The 19,112-nt window shown below is 70.7% G+C and carries 16 protein-coding genes; 8 read left to right on the forward strand and 8 right to left on the reverse strand.

All coding sequences use genetic code 11. The features are described 5' to 3' along the window. Positions 1-101: 101 nt before the first annotated feature. The 4 genes from ACPXBU_RS08785 (at position 102) to ACPXBU_RS08800 (ending at position 4,865) form a co-directional block, all read left to right on the forward strand. Positions 102-944: a carbohydrate ABC transporter permease gene (locus ACPXBU_RS08785; RefSeq protein ID WP_425757661.1), complete on the forward strand. Its 843-nt coding sequence runs from the start codon at positions 102-104 to the stop codon at positions 942-944. Continuing rightward, positions 941-1,765, forward strand: a complete 825-nt coding sequence (locus ACPXBU_RS08790) for a carbohydrate ABC transporter permease (protein WP_112585274.1) — start codon at positions 941-943, stop codon at positions 1,763-1,765. The genes ACPXBU_RS08785 and ACPXBU_RS08790 overlap by 4 nt, the downstream gene beginning before the upstream one ends. Positions 1,766-1,768: 3 nt before the next feature. Further along, positions 1,769-2,923, forward strand: coding sequence for a serine hydrolase domain-containing protein (locus ACPXBU_RS08795; protein ID WP_425757662.1), 1,155 nt, complete (start codon positions 1,769-1,771; stop codon positions 2,921-2,923). A 403-nt stretch (positions 2,924-3,326) separates the two neighbouring features. Further along, positions 3,327-4,865, forward strand: a complete 1,539-nt coding sequence (locus tag ACPXBU_RS08800) for a pectate lyase family protein (protein ID WP_425757663.1) — start codon at positions 3,327-3,329, stop codon at positions 4,863-4,865. Positions 4,866-4,915: 50 nt separating this feature from the next. On the opposite strand, the gene ACPXBU_RS08805 is transcribed toward ACPXBU_RS08800, so the two are convergent. From ACPXBU_RS08805 to ACPXBU_RS08830, 6 genes are all read right to left on the reverse strand, one after another. Next, positions 4,916-5,710 carry an inositol monophosphatase family protein gene (locus ACPXBU_RS08805; protein WP_425757664.1) on the reverse strand — a complete coding sequence of 265 codons (795 nt, stop codon included), beginning with the start codon at positions 5,708-5,710 and terminating at the stop codon, positions 4,916-4,918. 57 nt (positions 5,711-5,767) lie between these two features. Next, positions 5,768-8,008 carry a YncE family protein gene (locus ACPXBU_RS08810; protein WP_425757665.1) on the reverse strand — a complete coding sequence of 747 codons (2,241 nt, stop codon included), beginning with the start codon at positions 8,006-8,008 and terminating at the stop codon, positions 5,768-5,770. Between the two features lie 222 nt (positions 8,009-8,230). Beyond that, positions 8,231-8,680 carry an iron chaperone gene (locus ACPXBU_RS08815; RefSeq protein WP_425757666.1) on the reverse strand — a complete coding sequence of 150 codons (450 nt, stop codon included), beginning with the start codon at positions 8,678-8,680 and terminating at the stop codon, positions 8,231-8,233. Positions 8,681-8,776: 96 nt separating this feature from the next. Next, positions 8,777-9,472, reverse strand: a complete 696-nt coding sequence (locus ACPXBU_RS08820; RefSeq protein ID WP_393367266.1) for an NADPH-dependent F420 reductase — start codon at positions 9,470-9,472, stop codon at positions 8,777-8,779. Between the two features lie 27 nt (positions 9,473-9,499). Continuing rightward, positions 9,500-10,528, reverse strand: coding sequence for an LLM class flavin-dependent oxidoreductase (locus ACPXBU_RS08825; RefSeq protein WP_425757667.1), 1,029 nt, complete (start codon positions 10,526-10,528; stop codon positions 9,500-9,502). After that, entirely contained in the window at positions 10,521-11,570 is a 1,050-nt protein-coding gene (locus ACPXBU_RS08830; protein ID WP_425757668.1) for an LLM class flavin-dependent oxidoreductase, read from the reverse strand. The genes ACPXBU_RS08825 and ACPXBU_RS08830 overlap by 8 nt, the downstream gene beginning before the upstream one ends. 108 nt (positions 11,571-11,678) lie before the next feature. Between ACPXBU_RS08830 and ACPXBU_RS08835 the strand changes: the two genes are divergently transcribed. Beyond that, positions 11,679-12,170, forward strand: a complete 492-nt coding sequence (locus tag ACPXBU_RS08835) for a MarR family winged helix-turn-helix transcriptional regulator (protein WP_425757669.1) — start codon at positions 11,679-11,681, stop codon at positions 12,168-12,170. Between the two features lie 18 nt (positions 12,171-12,188). On the opposite strand, the gene ACPXBU_RS08840 is transcribed toward ACPXBU_RS08835, so the two are convergent. Then, on the reverse strand, positions 12,189-14,621 hold the full coding sequence (locus ACPXBU_RS08840) for a DUF4132 domain-containing protein (RefSeq protein ID WP_425757670.1): 2,433 nt from the start codon (positions 14,619-14,621) through the stop codon (positions 12,189-12,191). Position 14,622: 1 nt separating this feature from the next. Continuing rightward, positions 14,623-15,015 carry a hypothetical protein gene (locus tag ACPXBU_RS08845; protein ID WP_425757671.1) on the reverse strand — a complete coding sequence of 131 codons (393 nt, stop codon included), beginning with the start codon at positions 15,013-15,015 and terminating at the stop codon, positions 14,623-14,625. 213 nt (positions 15,016-15,228) lie between these two features. On the opposite strand from ACPXBU_RS08845, the gene ACPXBU_RS08850 reads away from it, so the two are divergent. The 3 genes from ACPXBU_RS08850 (at position 15,229) to ACPXBU_RS08860 (ending at position 19,111) form a co-directional block, all read left to right on the forward strand. Then, a complete protein-coding gene (locus tag ACPXBU_RS08850) occupies positions 15,229-17,214 on the forward strand; it encodes an ABC transporter ATP-binding protein (RefSeq protein ID WP_425757672.1) in 1,986 nt (661 codons plus the stop codon). Between the two features lie 92 nt (positions 17,215-17,306). Next, positions 17,307-18,452 (forward strand): sensor histidine kinase, encoded by a 1,146-nt coding sequence (locus ACPXBU_RS08855; protein WP_425757673.1) that lies wholly within the window; start codon positions 17,307-17,309, stop codon positions 18,450-18,452. Further along, entirely contained in the window at positions 18,449-19,111 is a 663-nt protein-coding gene (locus tag ACPXBU_RS08860) for a response regulator (protein WP_425757674.1), read from the forward strand. Before ACPXBU_RS08855 ends, ACPXBU_RS08860 begins: the two co-directional genes overlap by 4 nt. Position 19,112: the final 1 nt, after the last annotated feature.

Below are 19,112 nucleotides of genomic sequence, written 5' to 3' on the forward strand. Positions count from 1 at the left end.
CCGCCGCCCCCCCCCCCCCGGGGCGCCCCGCGCCCCCCCCCCCCCCCCCCCCGCGGCCCCCCCCCCTCGCCGGGGGCCCCCCCGCGGCCGGGACCGGCTGGTTGTACGTCCTGCCCGCCCTGGTGATGTACGCGGTGTTCGTCCTGCGCCCGCTCGTCCTGACGCTCCAGTACTCGCTCTACGACTGGAACGGCATCGGGGTGGCCCGCTGGGTGGGCCTGGACAACTACCTCACCGTCTTCACCGACAGCGACCTGCTGAAAATCATCGGCAACGCGATGGTGCTGATCGTCTTCTTCAGCTTCATCCCCGTCGCGCTGGGGCTGTTGGTGGCGAGCATGGTTCGCCGGATCACCACCGGCGCGTTCGGCACCGTCGTCCGTACCATCCTGTTCCTGCCGCAGGTCATCCCCCTGGTGGCGGCGGGCATCGCGTGGAGTTGGCTGCTCTCGTCGAACGGTCTGGTCAACCAGGCGCTGCGCGCGGTCGGGCTGGGTGGCGTCGCCCGCGCCTGGCTCGGCGACTTCGACACGGCGCTGCCAGCCGTCGGCGTCATCGGGGCCTGGGTCCTGCTCGGCCTCTGCACGATCCTGCTGGTCACCGGCATGAGCAAGATCGATCCGGCGCTGTACGAGGCCGCCCGCCTCGACGGTGCCGGTCCGGTCCGCGAGTTCCTCGCCGTGACCCTGCCCAGCCTGCGCCAGGAGATCGGCGTCTGCCTCACCGTGACGATCATCGCGGCGTTGGCGAGCTTCGACATCGTCTACATCTCCACCAGCGGCGGCCCCGGCCTCCAGACCACGGTGCCGGGCCTGGAGATCTACCGGCTGGCCTTCTCGCAGCGGCAGGTCGGGCTGGCCTCGGCGCTCGCCGTCGTACTCATGCTGCTCGTGCTGGCGTGTGTGCTACCGATCCAGCGCCTGAGCCGAGGGGACAAGCAGTGAACCTGAGCCGACGCGAACAGTTGACCGGCCGGGTCTTCCTGATCGCCCTGATCGTCGTCACCCTGCTGCCGTTCGTGAGCATGCTCTCGGCGGCGTTGCAGCCCCGGGGCACAGTGCCCAGTGGGCTCGACTGGCCGTCCGACCCGCAGTGGGGCAACTTCGCCGACGCCTTCACCGCCGCGAACATGGGCGCCCTGCTCCGCTCCAGCCTGCTCATCGTGGCCGGTGTCGTACCGGTGTCGGTGCTCATCGCGACCATGGCCGGCTTCGGGCTCGGTCAGCTGCGGGTGCCCGGCGGCCGACTCGTCTTCGGTCTCTTCCTGCTGGGTCTGACCCTGCCGTTCGAGGCGGTGGTCACGCCGCTTTACTACCAGATGCAGGACCTCGGCCTGCTCAACACCCGTTGGGCCATCATCCTGCCGCTGATCGGGCTGTACATGCCGTTCGCGGTGTTCTGGATGCGGGCACACTTCACGAACGTGCCGGTCGAGTTGTCCGAGGCGGCCCGGGTGGACGGCAGCAGCACGTGGCAGTTGTTCTGGCGGGTCCAGGTGCCGCTCGCCCGGCCGGCGATCGCCTCGCTGACGATCCTGATGTTCCTCTGGACGTGGAACCAGTTCCTGCTCGCCATCGTCCTCGTGGACGACGCCACCAAACGCACCATGGCCGGGGCGCTCGGAGCGTTCCAGGGCCAGTGGGGCACCGACCTGGTGCTGCTGTGTGCCGGGTCGCTGCTGATCCTCACCCCGACCCTCATCGTGTTCCTGATCTTCCAGCGACAGTTCATCAAGGCCCTGATCCAGGGGTCAGTGAAGGGGTAGGCAGTGGTCACACAGCCGCAGATCCACGGCGACGTCGACGATCGCTTCGGGCGCGTCGCCGACGTCTTCCGCGACAACTTCACCTCCCGGGGAGAGGTCGGCGCCGCGGTCACCGTCTACGTGCGCGGCAGCAAGGTCGTCGACCTGTACGGCGGGGTGGCCGACACCCGTACCGGGCGGCCCTGGGACGCGCAAACGCCGGTCGTCGTCTTCTCCTGCACCAAGGGGATCCTGGCGATCTGCGCCTACCTGCTGGCCCAACAGGGCCGGCTCGACCTCGACGCTCCCGTGACGCGCTACTGGCCGGAGTTCGGACAGCACGGCAAGGCGGACATCCCCGTGCGCTGGCTGCTCACGCACCAGGCCGGTCTGCCCGCCGTGGACCGACCGCTGACCCTCGACGAGGTGCTGGCGTGGGATCCGGTCATCAAGGCGATCGAGGCGCAGGCCCCGCTGTGGGAGCCGGGCACGGCGCACGGCTACCACTCGATGACCTACGGCTGGCTGGTCGGAGAGGTGATCCACCGCATCACCGGCCAACTGCCCGGCGCGTTCTTCGCCGACACCGTCGCGGGCCCGCTCGGCCTGCACACCTGGCTGGGGCTCCCGGCCGCCGAGAGCGACACCGTCGCCTGGGGCCTGGCCCCGCCCCCGGACCCCGACCCGTTCGTGGACCCGGTCGCCGAACGGGGCATCACCATGGGTGGCGCATTCGCCTTCCCCGCCGACGCCGACGGCCTGGTGAGCTTCAACGACGACGCCATCCGGGCCGCCGGTGTCCCCGGCGCGGGCGCGGTGAGCACGGCCGAGGGCCTCGCACGCCTCTACGCCGCCTGCGTGTCGGAACTCCACCGTGGACCGCTGCTCACGGCGGCGTCGGTGGACGACGCGGTGGTGGTCCGTTCGCGTGGGCAGCAGCGGCACGGGCCGCCGGACACCGGGCAGCGCTGGGGCACCGGCTTCCTGTTGCACTCGCCACCGGCCCGGCCCCTGCTGGGTGAGCGCAGCTTCGGCCACGACGGCGCGGGCGGGAACCTGGCCTTCGCCGACGCCGAGCATCAGCTGGGCTTCGGCTACGTGGTCAACCAGATGCGCGGGATGGGCGACGAGCGCGCCAATCTGCTCACCGCCGCCGTCCGCGCCTGCCTGGACGACTGAGGCGACCGGGCCCAGCGCGGCTCCGGTGATCATGAAGTTGTTGCCATTAAGCCCGGCGCCTCGGCGCAACAACTTCATGATCACCGTGGTTCGGAACTCGCGTCACCGGTTCCGATCTCCCGGAGCACTGCAAAAAACCTGCAAGCGCTAACCCTTGCCTTCGGGGAAACCGCTTTCCTACCATTGCGTTACATCGATGTCTTATTCCTGGATCGGGTCATCGCGCATCGATCAACGTGGCCGGGGCGGTGCCGTTTGGGCGGCCAACCCCGCGCTTGTCAGGGCCGGGCAGCCCTCGGCAATTAATTCTCGTCAATGCAGCGTCTCCGTGATCGCACCCGAGTGCGGTCGGGCGACCGCGGCGCTCCGGCGATGGACCTGACGAATGCGAAGGTGAGGCAAAATGAGACGACCAGTCGCATTGCGACTTCAGGCAGCACTGGCCACGGCGGCCGTCGGGGTCGCCATCGGCGTGACTCTGCCGACGCCCCAGGCGTCGGCGGCGGTCGGCAGCGCCACCGGCTATGCCACCCAGAACGGCGGGACCACCGGCGGCGCGGGCGGCCAGACCGTACGGGCCACCACCGGCACCGCGATCCACGCGGCGCTGTGCGGTCGCGCCAGCGGCAGCACCCCGATCACCATCGAGGTCACCGGGACCATCAACCACGGCAACACCAGCAAGGTGTCGGGGTCGAGCTGCAACACGGCGGACGGTGTGATCGAGCTCAAGCAGATCAGCAACGTCACCATCATCGGTGTCGGCAGCGGCGCGCTGTTCGATCAGCTCGGCATCCACATCCGCGACTCCAGCAACATCATCATCCAGAACGTGACAGTCCGGAACGTCAAGAAGTCCGGCTCGCCCATCTCCAACGGTGGGGACGCCATTGGTATGGAGAGCACGGTCCGCAACGTCTGGGTCGACCACGTCACCCTGGAGGCCTCGGGCGGGGAGTCGCAGGGGTACGACGGTCTGTTCGACATGAAGGACAACACCCAGTACGTCACCCTGTCCTACAGCATCCTGCGCAACTCCGGGCGCGGCGGCCTCGTCGGGTCCAGCGAGACTGACCTCTCCAACAGCTTCATCACCTACCACCACAACCTGTACGAGAACATCGACTCCCGGACGCCGCTGCTGCGCGGCGGCACGGCCCACATCTACAACAATCACTACGTGAGCCTGCGCGAGTCGGGCATCAACTCCCGGGCCGGTGCGAAGGCGAAGGTGGAGAACAACTACTTCCGGAACTCCAAGGACGTGCTGGGCACCTTCTACACCGACCAGCGCGGCTACTGGCAGGTGAGCGGCAACATCTTCGACAACGTCACCTGGTCCGGCGCCGGCAGCGACAACTATCCCGCCGGCCCCAACCCGACGTCCAACACCACGGTCACCATCCCGTATCCGTACAGCCTCGACGGCGCGAGTTGCGTGCCGGAGATCGTCCGGCAGACGGTGGGCGCCAACACGGGCCTGCGGGTGTCGAACGGCAGTTGCTCTCCGCAGAGCCCGCCGCCGACCACGACTCCGCCGACGAGCGCCCCGCCGACCACGCCGCCGCCGGGTGGCGGGACCAACCTCAGCCTCGGCGCTGGTGCCGACGGATCCAGCAAGGCCAGCGGGACCAGCTACGGCAACGTGCGGGACGGCAACATCGGCACCTACTGGTCACCGGCCGGAGCGACGGGCACCATCTCGATCAAGTGGGGTTCCGCGACCCGGGTGTCCCGAGTGGTCATCCGTGAGCCGTCGGGGACCCAGGGCTCCATCGGAGCCTGGCAGCTCGTCAACAACGACAACGGGGCTGTCCTGGCCTCCGGCAACGGGGCGGGTTCCATCACCTTCTCCTCGACCGCCCTAAGCAAGATCAACTTCAGGATCAACAGCTCCAGCGGTACGCCGCGGGTCGGCGAGTTCGAGACGTACGCCAGCTAGCGCCTGTGGGCGGGAGCGGCGGAACCTGTCGCTCCCGCCCGGGCTGACGGTCACCGCTGGTTGTGGATGAGAGTCAGGAGGGCGCCGTGCGTCCGCTCGTCGGCGGCGACGACAAGACCTTTCCCGCCGGGGTGAACCGGCCCGCCGTCGATCCCGGTGACCACACACCCGGCAGCCTGGCCGAGGGCGATTCCGGCCGCGAAGTGGACGCTGTCGCAGAGGTGCTCGCCATCGGTGACGTAGCCGGCGCGCCGACCGGCGGCCACCCAGGCCACGGCCAGCGTGGTGGAGACGACGCGTGGGCGGAACTGTTCGACGAACCCCTCGTCCGCGAGCATCCGGGCGGCCAGGAAGACGTGCCGGTGGGGAAACGGCGGGTCGAGATTGACGTCGACGAGTCGTGACTCGGCCGACGGGGTGAGCGGCTCGTCGACGCCACCACGCCTGGCGTACGCGGCGGTGCCGTCGGTCCAGAACACCTCGTCGGTGAACGGGTCGGCCGAAGCGGCCACGGAGACGCGTGTCCCGGCCCGGAGAGCGACGTTGACCGAGGTCAGCATGGTCCGTACGGCATAGTTCAGCGTTCCGCACAACGGGTCGACCAGCCACGTACGTCCGTTCCCGCCGGTGCCGGTGCGCCCGCTCTCCTCCGCCAGCACGGCGTCTTGCGGGCGTCCGGCGCGCAGGACGTCGAGGATTGCCTTCTCGGCCTCGACGTCCGCCGTGGTGGCGAAGTCGTCCCCGGTCTTGCTGAAGCGTGCCAGCGATGTGCCGTACTGCTCGCGGACGACAGCGGCTCCGGCTTCCGCCGCCGCGATGGCCAGTGCGTGGTCGGTGATTGACATGTCCGACATGATGCCGCCCGCCCCCACGACGGGCGGGCGGGCGGCATCGCAGGCACCTCAGCAGCCGCACTCCGGCGGCACGATGTAGAAGAAGACACTGCCCGTGGTCGTCCGGTACGTGGCGGTGCCGGACCAGGAGAACTCGTACTGGAACTGCGGGTAGGTGCTGGCGTCCATGGTCGGCGGCGAGTCGCGGTAGGAGAAGGTGCCGTCGGCGGCGGTGGTCACGCTCGGGAGGGTGAGCGATGAGCCGTCCGGGCCGATCCGCTGCACGGTCAGCTTCAACCGCCCGCTGATCGACTCGCCGTGGAGATCCGTGACCGTGCCCTCGATGACCGCCTGCTGCCCGTTGAGCAGGGTGCGGTCGGGAGAGGTGGCCTCGATGAACGACGGCTGTTTCTGCACGGTGACGGAGATGGCGCCGGTGGTCCTGCGCTGGGTGGAGTTGCCGTCCCAGGCCACGGTGTAGGTCACCGGCCCCGTCCTGCCCACGGTGTCGTCGAAACCGAACCCGCACGAGGCGTCGGTGGTGACGTCCGGCAGTCGCTTCGCCGCACCGCCGTTGATCCGCCGGCTCAACTGCACCACGGTCGGGCCCTGGCACACGCCGACGTCGTAGGTCACGGCACCGGTGACCCGCAACGGCACCCCGATGTACGCGGGCTCCGCCACCTGCCCGGCGATGTGCGAGTCCGCGGATGTCACCGCGACCTCGTGGCTGGCGGACGGTGACGCGTACACGGAGTCGCCGTGCCAGGTGACGGTGTAGACGTGCCGGCCGCCCTGGCTGGGTGTGTCGAGGATGGTGAAGGCGCCACGGCTGTCGGTGGTGACGTTCGGCAGTTGTTCGACGGCGCCGTCGAGGCGGTTGTTCCAGATCGTCCGGGTCACCGCCAGGGTCTGTGGCTGCTCCGGAGCCTTGCCGTCGAGGCCCAGGACGCCGGAGAGCGAGAGCCGGCTGCCGTCCCTGCCGTTGCTCGGTCCGCCGAGGGTGAGCGTCGCGGTGCGGCCGTCGACCGGGACGGTTACCGAGGCGGTGCTGCGTTGATAGTCCGCGGTCGGATTCCAGTAGACGTCGTAGCGGATCTGACCACTCAGCGGGGGGACGTCGGTGAGGGTGAAGGTGCCGTCGGCCGCGGTGGTGACCGAGAGGGTGGCCCAGGTGCCGTCCGGAATCGTGCGGGTGACCTGCAGCTCCTGCACCCCCGGAGCGGCGCCGTCGGCAAGGGTGAGCCGGCCGGTGATGCGCAGCGGGTCGAGCGCGGTCCCGGAGGCGGGCGCGGTCAGGGAGATGGCGGACGCCGGAAGCGTCGCGTCAGCCACTCGCCAGAGCCAGAAACTCTCGGCCCCCTCCATGACCGCGAAGGCGTCGTTGCCGAGGAAGCTCACGGCACCACCCACCAGGTAACCCCTCTCGGGGCGGGCGGTGTTGACCACCGTGCCGTTGGCGGTGTCGTGGATGACCAGCGCCGGACCGTCAGGGGAGCGGTGGCCGGCAGCGAGGTGTCGGCCGTCCGAGCTGAACGCCGCCGCCGTCGCCCAGGCCGAGGAGGAGTCGCCGTAGCGGCGCACCTCGGCGAGGGTGGTGGTGTCGTACGCGAAGTGCAGGAAATCCGCTCCCCAGGCGACGACCAGCAGCGAGCCGTCCGGGGTCAGCGCCAGGTCGTTGAGAGTGGGCACCTCGATCGTGCCGCGCTCGGTCGCCTGCTGGCCGTCGACGGAGTAGACGTGAACCACCGACGGATGCAGATCAGTCTCACCGAGGGCCAGCACACCGCCGGCCACGGCGACGGCCGGCGCACCGAACGTGTTGTCGATGATGGCGGCGACGGTGGGGGTGGCCGCGGCGACGTCGAGGGTCAGCACTCCGCCCTCGTGGACACCCTCGCAGCCGTAGCCGATCCAGAGCCGACTGCCGGAGAGCGCGAGGTGCCGGGGGCAGCGCCGCCCAACGTCGATCTTGCGGGTGACCTTCGCGGTGCTCGGGTCGATCTCCGCCACCTCGCCGCTGTCGTACAGCGCCACGTAGAGGCGGTCTCCGCTGGGCGTGCTGGCGAGGCCGTTCGCGCCGGCAAGCCCCGTCACCGTGTCGGTGATGGCGCCTGTCGCGTCGGCGACGATCACCCGGTCCTCCGCGGAGACGAAGACCCGGCCGCCGCCGGCAGCGGTGTCGGCGACGTCGGTGACATCTGGCAGGAGCGTCATGCTGTCAGCGGAAGCGCTGGGTGGGGCCGCGGCGACGGCCGGCCCGGCCACGCCGACCGCGGCGGCGGCGACCAGGGTCGCCACGGCGGTCACGCCCGCGATCCGGCGCGGTAGTGCGGCGCGCGCCCGTGCGGATGATTGTCGGTGCAGCATCGATGTCCCCCGTCTGGGGCGTCAGGTCGGCACCCCGCAGGGGATCATGGCTGGCCCCTCCGGCGGGAATCCACCCGACTTCGCCAGGCGACCGGACATCTTCACATGTCGATAACTGCGACATTGTGCGTGCCGCACCTCGCGGCGACGGGCGGGTGACGGTCAGGAGACCGCCGCCCGCACCAGCTCGACGACCCTCTTCTCCACGGCGGGGCTCCACTTCTGCAGCGCGTACGCCACCGGCCACAGGTCGCCGTCGTCGAGGTTTGCCGCGTCCTGGAAGCCCAGGGTCGAGTAGCGGTAGTTGAACTTGCCGGAGTCCTGGAAGAAGACGACGATCTTGCCGTCGGCGTTCGCGTACGCGGGCATCCCGTACCAGGTCTTAGGGGACAGCTCGGGGGCGGCGGCGGTCACCGCCACATGGACGCGCTCGGCGAGCGCACGGTCGTCCGGCTCCATCTGCGCGATCCGGTCGAGGAGCGCCTGGAGCCCGTCGGCCTTCTTCGCGCCCTTCTTGCCCTCGGCGCGCAACTCGGCGGCGCGCTCCTGCATCGCCGCCCGCTCCTCGGCGCTGAAACCGTCGGACGTGGTCGTGGTGGTCTTCGCGGACATGCGCGGGCTCCCTCTCGATCAGGTGCGGCACCATGCCGCGACCTGGGAAAAGGTTAGGCCGGACGACACCGGCCGGGCTTCTCGATTCCTGATCGGTTAGGCCGACGCTCGGGCAGCGGCGATGGTTCGTCCGCGTTCGGACTCTCCGAAGCGGTCGAGCATGGCCCGCACCTCGTCGGCGCTGACGTTGGCGCCGAACAACTCACTGCCGGGTTCGAGTCGTACGCCCTCGGCCAGGGGGCCGGCGACGACCGGATCGAAGCCCAGCGCGTCCACCAGAGTCGCGACCGTGGCAAGGTCCGTGGCGTCGTCGCCGGCGATCGCGATGGCCTTGCGGTCCGGCGTTCCCCTCGGCCGCGACCCGTCCTCCAGATCGTGGTAGCCCATGTGGTTGAACGCCTTGACGACGCGCGACCCGGGCAGGAACGCCTGGACGATCTCGCTGGACGAGGTACGCGCGTCGGTGAGGTCGTCGCGGATGCCGTCGATCTCCCACCAGTAGTTCATCGCGTCGACGACGAGCTTGCCGCGCAGCGCCTCGGCGGGAACGCTGCGGTACTTACCCAGCGGCAGGGCGAGGATCACGATGTCGGCGGCGGCCACCGCGTCGACGGCCGTGGTGGCCGCCGCCCCCGGAGCGAGCACCTCGACGGTGAGGGCGATCTTCGCCGGGTCGCCGGAGCCGGCGACCAGCACCCGGTAGCCGGCGGCGACGGCGAGCCGAGCGAGCACCGTGCCCACCTTGCCGGCCCCGAGCACACCAAGGGTCTGGGGTCGGTCGTTGTCGAACATGTCGTCCTCTCGGTTCTGACGTGCTGATCAGGCCAGCAGTTCGCGGACCATGGGGATCACCCTGGAGCCGTACAGTTCCACGGCCCGCATCCGTGCGCTCGCCGGTTGCGCCCCGGCCGAGTAGATGAGGTCGAACCGGCCGACTCCGAGGCTGCGGATCGCGCGGGCCATCCGGCGGGCCACCGTCTCGGGTGAGCCGATGTAGAGGGAGCCGTGCTCCACCTCGGAGTCGAACTCCTGGCGGCGGATCGGTGGCCAGCCGCGCAGCGCGCCGATCCGGTCGCGCATGACGCGGTAGTGCGGCCAGTAGATCTCCTTGGCCTCCTCGTCGGTGTCGGCGATGAAGCCCGGCGAGTGCATGCCGACCGGGTGCGCCGTCGTACCGAGTTGGTCGGCCGCCCGGCGGTACAGGTCGATGTAGGGCGCGAAGCGTTCGGGAGCGCCGCCGATGATGGCGAGCATGAGTGGCAGCCCGTACTGGGCGGTGCGGACGACCGACTGTGGTGAGCCACCGACGCCGACCCAGGTGTCCAGGTGACCCGACTCCGTCTTCGGAAAGACGTCGGCGTTGTCCAACGGGGCACGCAGGGTGCCACTCCAGGTGACCGGCTTCTCGTCGAGCAACTTCACGAACAGCTCGATCTTCTCCTCGAACAGCGTGTCGTAGTCGCGCAGGTCGTAGCCGAAGAGGGGGAACGACTCGGTGAACGAGCCGCGCCCGAGGATGACCTCGGCCCGGCCGTGCGACAGCGCGTCCACAGTGGCGAAACGCTGGAACACCCGGACCGGGTCGTCCGAACTCAGCACGGTCACCCCGGAGGCCAGCCGGATCCGTGAGGTACGGGTGGCGATGCCCGCCAGCACCGTCTCCGGGGTCGACACCGAGTACTCCGGCCGGTGGTGCTCGCCCAACGCGATGACGTCGACGCCGAGTTGGTCGGCGAGCACCGCCTCGTCGACGACCTGGCGGATCGCCGCGGCGTGGGAGACGAGATTGCCGGCGTCGTCCTCCGGTACGTCGCCGAACGTGTCGAGGCCGAACAAGAGATCAGACATGGGTGGGCTCCTTCGCCAGCAGCTCCCGGACCCGCGGCGCGACCTCACTGCCCAGCAGTTGGATGGTGCGCGCGCGTGCCTCGCGGGGCAGGTGCATGATGTCGTACTTCAGGTCGAAGCGGTTGAGCCGCAGGTCGCGGGCGACCGTGGCGATCTTCTGCGCCACCGTCTCGGGTGATCCGACGAAGAGCGCCCCGTGGTCGATTTCGGCCTCGTAGCGTGCGCGGTCCGGTTTGTAGAAGCCGCGTTCCGCGGCGAGCGCCGCCGCGACCGGCTGCCAGTACCGCCACCACGTCTCCACCGCCTCCTCGTCGGTGTCTGCGACAAGGCCGAGTGAGTGCTGCCCGATTGGCTGCGGGGTATGCCCGAACTGTTCGAGCGCTTTGGTGTACAGGTCGACGTGGCCGGCGAACCGCTGGGGTCGCCCACCGATGATCGCCAGCATGAGCGGGAGACCGTGCCGGGCGGCGCGGACCACCGAGTTCGGGCTGCCCCCGACGCCGATCCACGTCGGGATCCCGCCGGGTCGCATCCGTGGGTGCAGGCGCTTCTCGGTCAGCGGGCTTCGTACGGTTCCCGACCAGGTGACCGTTTCGTCGCGTCGCAGCCGCAGGAAGAGGTCCAACTTCTCCTCGAACAACCGCTCGTAGTCGGCCAGGTCGTAGCCAAACAGTGGAAACGACTCGGTCGCCGACGCGCGTCCGAGGACGAGCTGGGCGCGGCCGTTGGACACGGCGTCGAGGGTGGCGAACTCGTGGTAGAGGCGTACCGGGTCGTTCGTGCTGAGCACGGTGACCGAGGTGCCGAGGCGGATCCGCTCGGTCGCCGTCGCGGCCGCCGCGAGCAACACGGGTGTCGCCGAGTCGTTGTGGCCCTCCCGGTAGTGCTCACCGAGGCTGAACACGTCGAGTCCGACCGACTCGGCGAGTCGTGCCTCGTCCACGAGGAGTCGGACGGTCTCGGCGTCGCTCAGGACCCGGTCGCCGTCGGTGGCCACCTCCCCGAACGAGTTGAGCCCCAGTTCGAAACCTGTAGCTGTCATCGTGACCTCCTCGGCTCCCGTCGGCGACCCGCGGGAAGCGGACCTACCGGTTGACGTGTCAATGATGCTAACTTGGCGATTGACACGTCAATTCCCGGGAGAGGTGAGATGACGGAGACCACACCCGCCCGGCGGGGAGGACGCCAGCTGCCGGCGGCCGAGGAGTTGCGGATCTGGCGGGACTTCATCGAGACGACGGCGGCGCTCAGCTCCCGGCTCGAGTCCCGCCTCCAGGGTGACTCCTCTCTCTCGACCGGGGACTACGCCGTGCTGCTCGCTCTCAGCGAGGCGCCGGACCGGGCGATGCGTTCGTCCGCGCTCGCGGCGCACATCGGCTGGGAGCGGAGCCGGCTCTCCCACCACCTGGGCCGGATGGAGCGGCGCGGCCTCATCCGCCGTCAGGAGTGCGCGACGGTCCCCCGGGGAGCGGAGGTGCAGCTCACCGCCGCCGGTGCCGAGGCGTTCGGCAACGCGACATTTCCCCACCTGCGCGCCATTCGCGAGCTCTTCGTCGACGCCCTCACGCCGGAGCAGATCGTCGCGGCCGGCGAGATCGCGGCCGCGCTGCGAGCGCGCCTCGACGCGCCGGACGCGGGGTGATCACCAGGGAGGCTCCGGTCACCTGGTGAGTTGCCCGAGCACCGTGGGGTCGGTGATCGTGTCGTCGGCCGCCAGCATGATCGCCTTGGACAGGATCGTCGACAGCATGGGGTCGTCGTCGAACGGCAGGTGCAGCCGGCCGGTGCGGTCGCGCGCCGCGACGATGCACAGGTAGGCGTCGTCGGGCTCCATCAGGATGGTGCCGGACCCGAGGTGGATCCGGTACGTGCGGATGGTGCCGCGGACGTGCAGGTACCGCTCGGAGAGGCGCACCCGGTCGGCGATGGTGGTGCGCGGCAGCAGCCGGGCCAGCGCGTCCCGTCGTACCTGCGCCGAGGGTGCCAACTCCGCGACGACAGTGCTGCGCCAGTAGTCGTGGAAGCGGTCCTCGCCGCGGTCGGCCCACTGTGGGTCGCTGGCGATCGAGGTGACGCCGACGAACAGGTCCACGTCGCGCATGGCCTCGCTGAACACCAGTGGTGGCACGTCGACGACAGGCGTCGGTTGCCACGTCGCGCCGTCGCGGCGGGCGAAACGAACCTGGTCGGTGGAGCAGTACTCCACGTCGAAGCGGCGTTCATCCGCGTTGTCGACAAGTTGGTGGTGAAACGACGCCCGCCACGCGCCACCGCCGAAGGGCTTGGTGGCTTCGCTCTCGTAGCCGCCGTCCCAGGTGCCGAGGTATCCGGCCTGCCAACCCCGGGCGCGCAGGAGCGCGTTCGCCTGCCGGTACCGCAGGATGTGGGCGGCGAACCTGTTGGAATAGGTGTGGGTCAGCTCCTCGGCGGGCGTGCGCAGATAGACCTCCCGGAAGGCCTGCTTGAACGGCTGTGTCAGACCGGTGGCGAGGATGTGCTCGCGCCAGGCGAAGACCTCGTCCGTCGTCGCGCGGGCCGGATGCCAGAGCCTGACCCGGTCGCCGGGAACGGCCCGGCCCTCCCGGTCGGCGATCGTCCAGCCGTCGCTGTCGCGTCGGGGCAGACCCGCCGTCCACAGGTGGCCGTCGGTGCTGGTCTCCCACACCAACCGCCGGCCGTAGGCCGACGTGATCGGGTGGTCGAGGAATCGGGACGACCAGTCCGAGGGCGACCAGGTGCGCTCCTCGGAGAGCAGCCCCTCCACCCGCTGGCGCTCGGCGGTGAGGGTCGCACCGACGCGTTTGGCGAGGTCACGCAGCTGCTTGAGCTCGTCACCGTACGCCTGCTTGACCGCGGCTGGCACGCCCTTGAGCGCGACGGCGTCACGGGCGAAGGCCAGGCGCGCCTTCTCGCCGGTCACCTCGACCGCCGCGTCGTACGGCCCGACCCGCGCGCACAGTCGCCCGTCGGGGCCGAGCCCGTGGTCGTCGACGGTGAGGTCCATCATCTCGCTGACCGACCACCCGCGCAGCGCCCCGAGGTGGGACAGTGCGGCCTGGATCCGGCTCTGCACCGCCTTGTTGCGGACCGTGACCGCCAGCCTCGCCAGCGTGCGGACCGGCGCCTCGCCGCCCCGCCCCGCGAGTAGCGCGATGGCCGCCACTGCCGTCCTCTGCGCGTGGGGAAAGCCGGGCGCCTGTCGTGGCGCCGCTGCCGCGGCGGTGGTGACACGTGCCAACAGGTCGGTGGCCGGCTCGTCCGGCTGCCGGGACAGCGCCCAGGCCAGGCCGCGGAGCAGGCGGTCCGAGTCGTCGTGCAGGGGCCGACCGTAGCCGGCGAACGCGTCGAGGATCGATCGCACGGCAGCGGTGCCGCCCGGTGTGGTGTCGAGGAGTTCGTCCAGGCGGCGTTGCCATTTCGCGGGCGCTGCCGGCCTCTCCAGCGAGGCGCAGTGCGCCAGCAGCTCCGGCACGCCCGGCGCGGCGAGGACGGTATCCAGCTCGGCGCGGACGAGCGGCCCGAACCCGTCTCCGTCGTGGAGCAGCCAGGGCGGCACGCGTCGGCCGGTGGCGCGATCGAGGGCCTCGCCGATCAGCCGGACAGCGCGCCGCCGGGGCTCGACGGCGACGACGTGGTCGCCGACCAGGTCGTTGACCAGGGCGTCGAGGGTCGGCACCAGGTCGGCCAGCTCGGCCGGTGTCAGACGCGCGGCGATCAGAGCCGGCAGCTCCAGGTGGGCGCCGTTGTCGTAGCACTCTCCCCGTGCGACGACCTCCAGGCACCACACCAGATCCGCCCGCGTCCAGGGCAGGGCGCCGTCGGCCAGAGCGCGCAGCACATCGTTGAGCGCGGTGGGCACCGAACCTGTCGACACCTCCAGGTGCCCGGCCAGCGCGGCGCTGCGGCGGACCTCGACCGGCCACGACTCGACCGCGCTCCACTCCGGGACGCTCGTTGCCGACGAGCCCCAGTGGTGAGTGCTGGCGGCGTGCAGAACGGCCCGGATCCGAGCGTCGGCCTCGCTGAGACCGCGCTCCACCCGCCGTCGGTCACCATCGGTCAGGTCGGGAAGGAGGGCTGCCCAGTCACCCATGTCAGCCCCCCACCAGCGGAACGAGCCGCACGAACGCCACATCCGGGTCGGTGCGCAGGTCGATCTCCTCGTCGAGGTCGTCGATCTGGCGGTGCCCGACCAGCAGCAGGAAGCCGTTACGGGCGAAGGCGGCGCAGGCGGCATCCGCCTGCCGCTCCCAGTCGAGCCGCCGGCCCGGGGCGACCCGGTAACCGTTGAGTGTGGCCTCCGTGTCGGTCGGCTGCACCAACCCTCGGAAGTGCCGGGGCTGCTCGGCGTTGAAGCGGGCGACCTCCTCGCGAACCCGCAGGCGCACCAGCTCCCGAGCGGAGATGCGCTCCGGCAGCCCGGTCAACGACCAGTGGTCGATGGCCTTTCCTGTCGCTGTCTCGTCCCGAACGATCGCCGTGGCCATGCCGCCGTGCTCCTTGCTGTGAGGTGAGCGCGAGCATGGCACGAGCCTCCGACGAATTCAGCGGCGCATTCCGTCCCGACCTCACCACCCATGACTACACGTGATCAGTCAATTGCGGGGAGCTATCTGGGGGTGGTCCAATCCTCCAGGAACCCGCCAATCCGCCTGCACAGGCTGAGACGGCGACGGCTGCGCCGCCCGGGAGGTACGACCATGATCGAGACCGCCGCCGCAGAGGCCCACCGCACCCCACCAGCCCGCTCCGGCCCCGGAAGCGCCGAGTCGGTGTTGCCGGAGCTGCGGGAGATGTGGTGGGAGACGGGGGTGCGGGCGCGCGCCGAGGCCGGTGTCTTCGCCGTCTTCGCGGAGCTGCCCAGGCTCGTGCGGACAGCCCTGGGCATCAGTTGGCGCGCGGACCGACTCCGTACCGGCGTGGTGGCCGCGGCGACGGTCGGCGCGGGGGTGATGGCGGCCTTCGGGTTGCTGGCCACCCAGCGGGTGCTCGTGGAGTTGTTCGCCGGCGGCCCGACCGCGGACAAGGTGCGGGCCGCGATGCCCGCCCTGGCCGTGCTGGCGGTGGCGACCGCGCTGCGCGCCGGGATGGGCATCGCCACCGGGTACGCGCAGAACGGGTTGACGCCGCGGGTGAACCGCGAGGTGGAGCGGGGTCTGTTCGAGGTGTCCACAGCGGTACGCCTGGAGGCGTTCGACGCCGACGCGTTCGCCGACGACATGGAACGCGCCTCGCGGGGCACCGAGTCGACGATCGGGCTGGTGCAGGCGTCGATGAACCTGCTGGCCGGGCTGGCCGGGCTGCTCGCCGTGGTGGCCGCCGTCGTCATCATCCACCCGCTGCTGCTGTTGGCGCTGCTGGTGGCCACGGTGCCGAACGCCTGGGCGTCGTTGCGGGCCGGGCACCTGCGCTACCAGACGTACACCGCCGGATCGGTGCGCAGACGTCGACTGTGGCTGCTGCACAAGCTGATGGCCGAACGGGCCTCGGCCCCGGAGCTGCGCTCGTACGGGTTGCGCGGTTTCCTCCTCGACCAGTACGACCGGGTGATGCGGGTGGAGACCGACATCCAACTCGCCCTGGCCCGTCGGGTCACCACGACCACAACGGTCGGGGCGATCATCGGCGGTCTCGCCACCGGCACCGTCTACGTCCTGCTCGGCCTGCTGCTCCTGGACGGGCAGATCCCGCTCGCCGCCGCGGCGACCTGTGTCATCGCGGTGCAGTCCGCGCAGCGGTCCCTGGCCATCGCCACCTTCCAGGTCGACCACGTCTACACCGAGGGTCAGCACTTCGGCGACTACACAGGCTTCATGACCCGTGCCGACGCCTACCTTCCGGACGCCACCCGGCCGTCGGCCGCCGCCAGTCCGCAACGGCTGCGGGAGTTGACGATCAGCGAGGTCAGCCTGCGCTATCCGGACCGGGACACCCCGGCCGTCGACGGCGTCACGTTGCGGATCGCCGCCGGCCAGACCGTTGCGTTCGTCGGGGAGAACGGCTCGGGCAAGACGACCCTCGCCGCGATGATCGCCGGCCTCCGGGCGCCCTCCGAGGGCAGCATCGAGTGGAACGGTCGACCGCTCGCGGACTGGAACGTCGCGGGGCTGCGGGCCCGGATCGCTGTGGTGACGCAGGAATACCACAAGTGGCCGTTCACCGCGGCGACGAACATCGCCATCGGCGACGTCGACACCGAGGCCCGGCAGGACCTCATCGAGGCCGCCGCCGCCCGCGCGGTCGCCCACGACATGATCAACGAGCTTCCACACGGGTACGAGACGCTGCTCGACCGCACCTTCGCCAGAGGTCAGGATCTCTCCGGCGGGCAGTGGCAGCGGATCACCGCGGCCCGCGGGTTCCTCCGTGACGCCGAACTGCTGATCATGGACGAGCCGTCCTCCGCCCTCGACCCCCGGGCCGAGGACGCCCTGTTCCAGGCCATCCGTGATCGTCGAGGCCGCGCCACCACGATCCTCATCACGCACCGGCTCGCGAACGTCCGCCACGCCGACCGGATCTTCGTCCTGCACCACGGCCGGCTGGTGGAGGCGGGCACCCACGACGAGCTCGTGGCCAGCGGCGGCCGCTACGCCGAGCTGTTCGCTCTCCAGGCTGCCGGCTACGACGCCAACCTGGCCGAGCGGCCGCGGCTACCGCACCAGGACCCCTCGTCCTCGCACTGAGGAGCGACGCCAGGACGGAGGGGTACGTCCACCGGTGAGGTCCGACGCTCCGGGCGTTCGTCCGCCTGCCTGCCGGAGGCTAGGCTGCGCGTATGTCAGGGGCGCGATGGCGTGGCCGGGCGGCGGATGTCGCCCTGGTGGTCGCCGTCGGTCTGGTCGCCTGCGCCGGCCTGGTGGTGCAGGCGCGGGGCATCGACACCACCGCCGAGTGGACGACACTGCTGGTGGTGCTCGCCTCCTCCGCCGCGCTGAGCGCCCGCCGCCGCCACCCGGTGCCGGTGGGTGTGGTGGCGCTGGCCGCCGTCGTCGCGTACGGGGCGTTGCTGCACAAGGCCGGCCCGATCATGCTGGTCTTCGTCGTGGCGCTCTACACGGTTGTCGACGAGGGACATCTCTGGATCGCCACAGGTCTCGGTCTCGCCTCGGTGATCGCCTTCGCCGCCGCGGACGACGACAACCGGTCCCCGGACACCATGAACGGGGCGACGCTGCTGCACGCGGGTTGGCTCGTCGCGGTCATCGTCGGCGTGACCCGCAACCGCCGGGCCTACCTCGCCGAAGCGCAGGCCCGCGCGGTCGTCGCCGAGCAGCGGATGGAGGAGGAGGCCCGGCGGCGGGCCACCGAGGAGCGGTTGCGCATCGCCCGTGAGGTGCACGATGTCCTCGGCCACCACCTCTCGCTGATCAATGTGCAGGCCAGCGCCGCGTTGCACCGGCCGGACCCGGACCGCTCCGAGCAGGCGCTCACCGCGATCAAACAGACGAGCAAGGAGACGTTGCGGGAGCTGCGGGCGACGCTCGGCGTGCTACGGCGGGAGGGCGGTGCTCCGACCGCGCCCGGCCCCGGCCTCGATCGCCTGGGCGATCTGATCCGGACGGCCGGACGGCCCGAGTTGACGATCAGCACCGACCTTGCCGAAACCAGGTCGCTGCCCCCGGAGGTCGACCTGGCGGTGTACCGGATCGTCCAGGAGGCACTCACGAACGTGGCCCGGCACGCGGGCGCCTCCGCCGCGGTGGTCCGGGTGCGACCCGACCGCGACGACGTGGTGGTGGAGGTGGAGGACGACGGCACCGCCACACCCGGGGCTCCGGGCAGCGGGATCATCGGCATGCGTGAGCGTGCGAGCGCGCTCGGCGGTTCACTGACCACTGGCACGCGGCCGGACGGCGGTTTCCGGGTCCGCGCCCGACTGCCGCTGCGGCCCGGCCCGGCGACTGTGGGAGAGCCCGCGTGATCCGACTGCTGCTCGCCGACGACCAGACCCTGGTCCGCGCCGGCTTCCGTTCCATTCTGGACGGCGAGGAGGGCATCGAGGTGGTCGGCGAGGCCGCCGACGGCGCCGAGGCGGTGCGGCTCGCCGCGCACCTGCGGCCGGAGGTCGTCCTCATGGACATCCGGATGCCCGTCCTGGACGGCCTCGCCGCCACCCGGCAGATCGTCGCGACCTGCGCGGCCCGGGTGATCATCCTGACCACGTTCGACCTGGACGACTACGTCTACGGCGCGCTCCGGGCCGGCGCCAGCGGCTTCCTGGTCAAGGACACCGAGCCGGCCGAGCTGATCCACGGGGTGCGGGTGGTAGCCCGGGGCGACGCGCTCATCGCGCCGTCGATCACCCGTCGGTTGATCGCCGAGTTCAGCGCCCGGGCCACGCATCCGGACCCCGGGCCGCGACTGAGCGTGCTCACCACCCGGGAGCGCGAAGTGCTCGCGCTTGTCGCCGCGGGCCTGTCGAACGACGAGATCGCCGCGCGGTTGGTGCTGAGCCCCGCCACCGCCAAGACGCATGTCAGCCGGATCATGACCAAGGCGCAGGTCCGGGACCGTGCCCAGTTGGTGATCCTCGCCTACGAGTCCGGTCTGGCCGTTCCCGGCTGGCTCACCCGCCCCTGAC

This window comes from Micromonospora sp. DT231 (genome assembly GCF_049847025.1).
Classification (GTDB): Bacteria; Actinomycetota; Actinomycetes; order Mycobacteriales; family Micromonosporaceae; genus Micromonospora.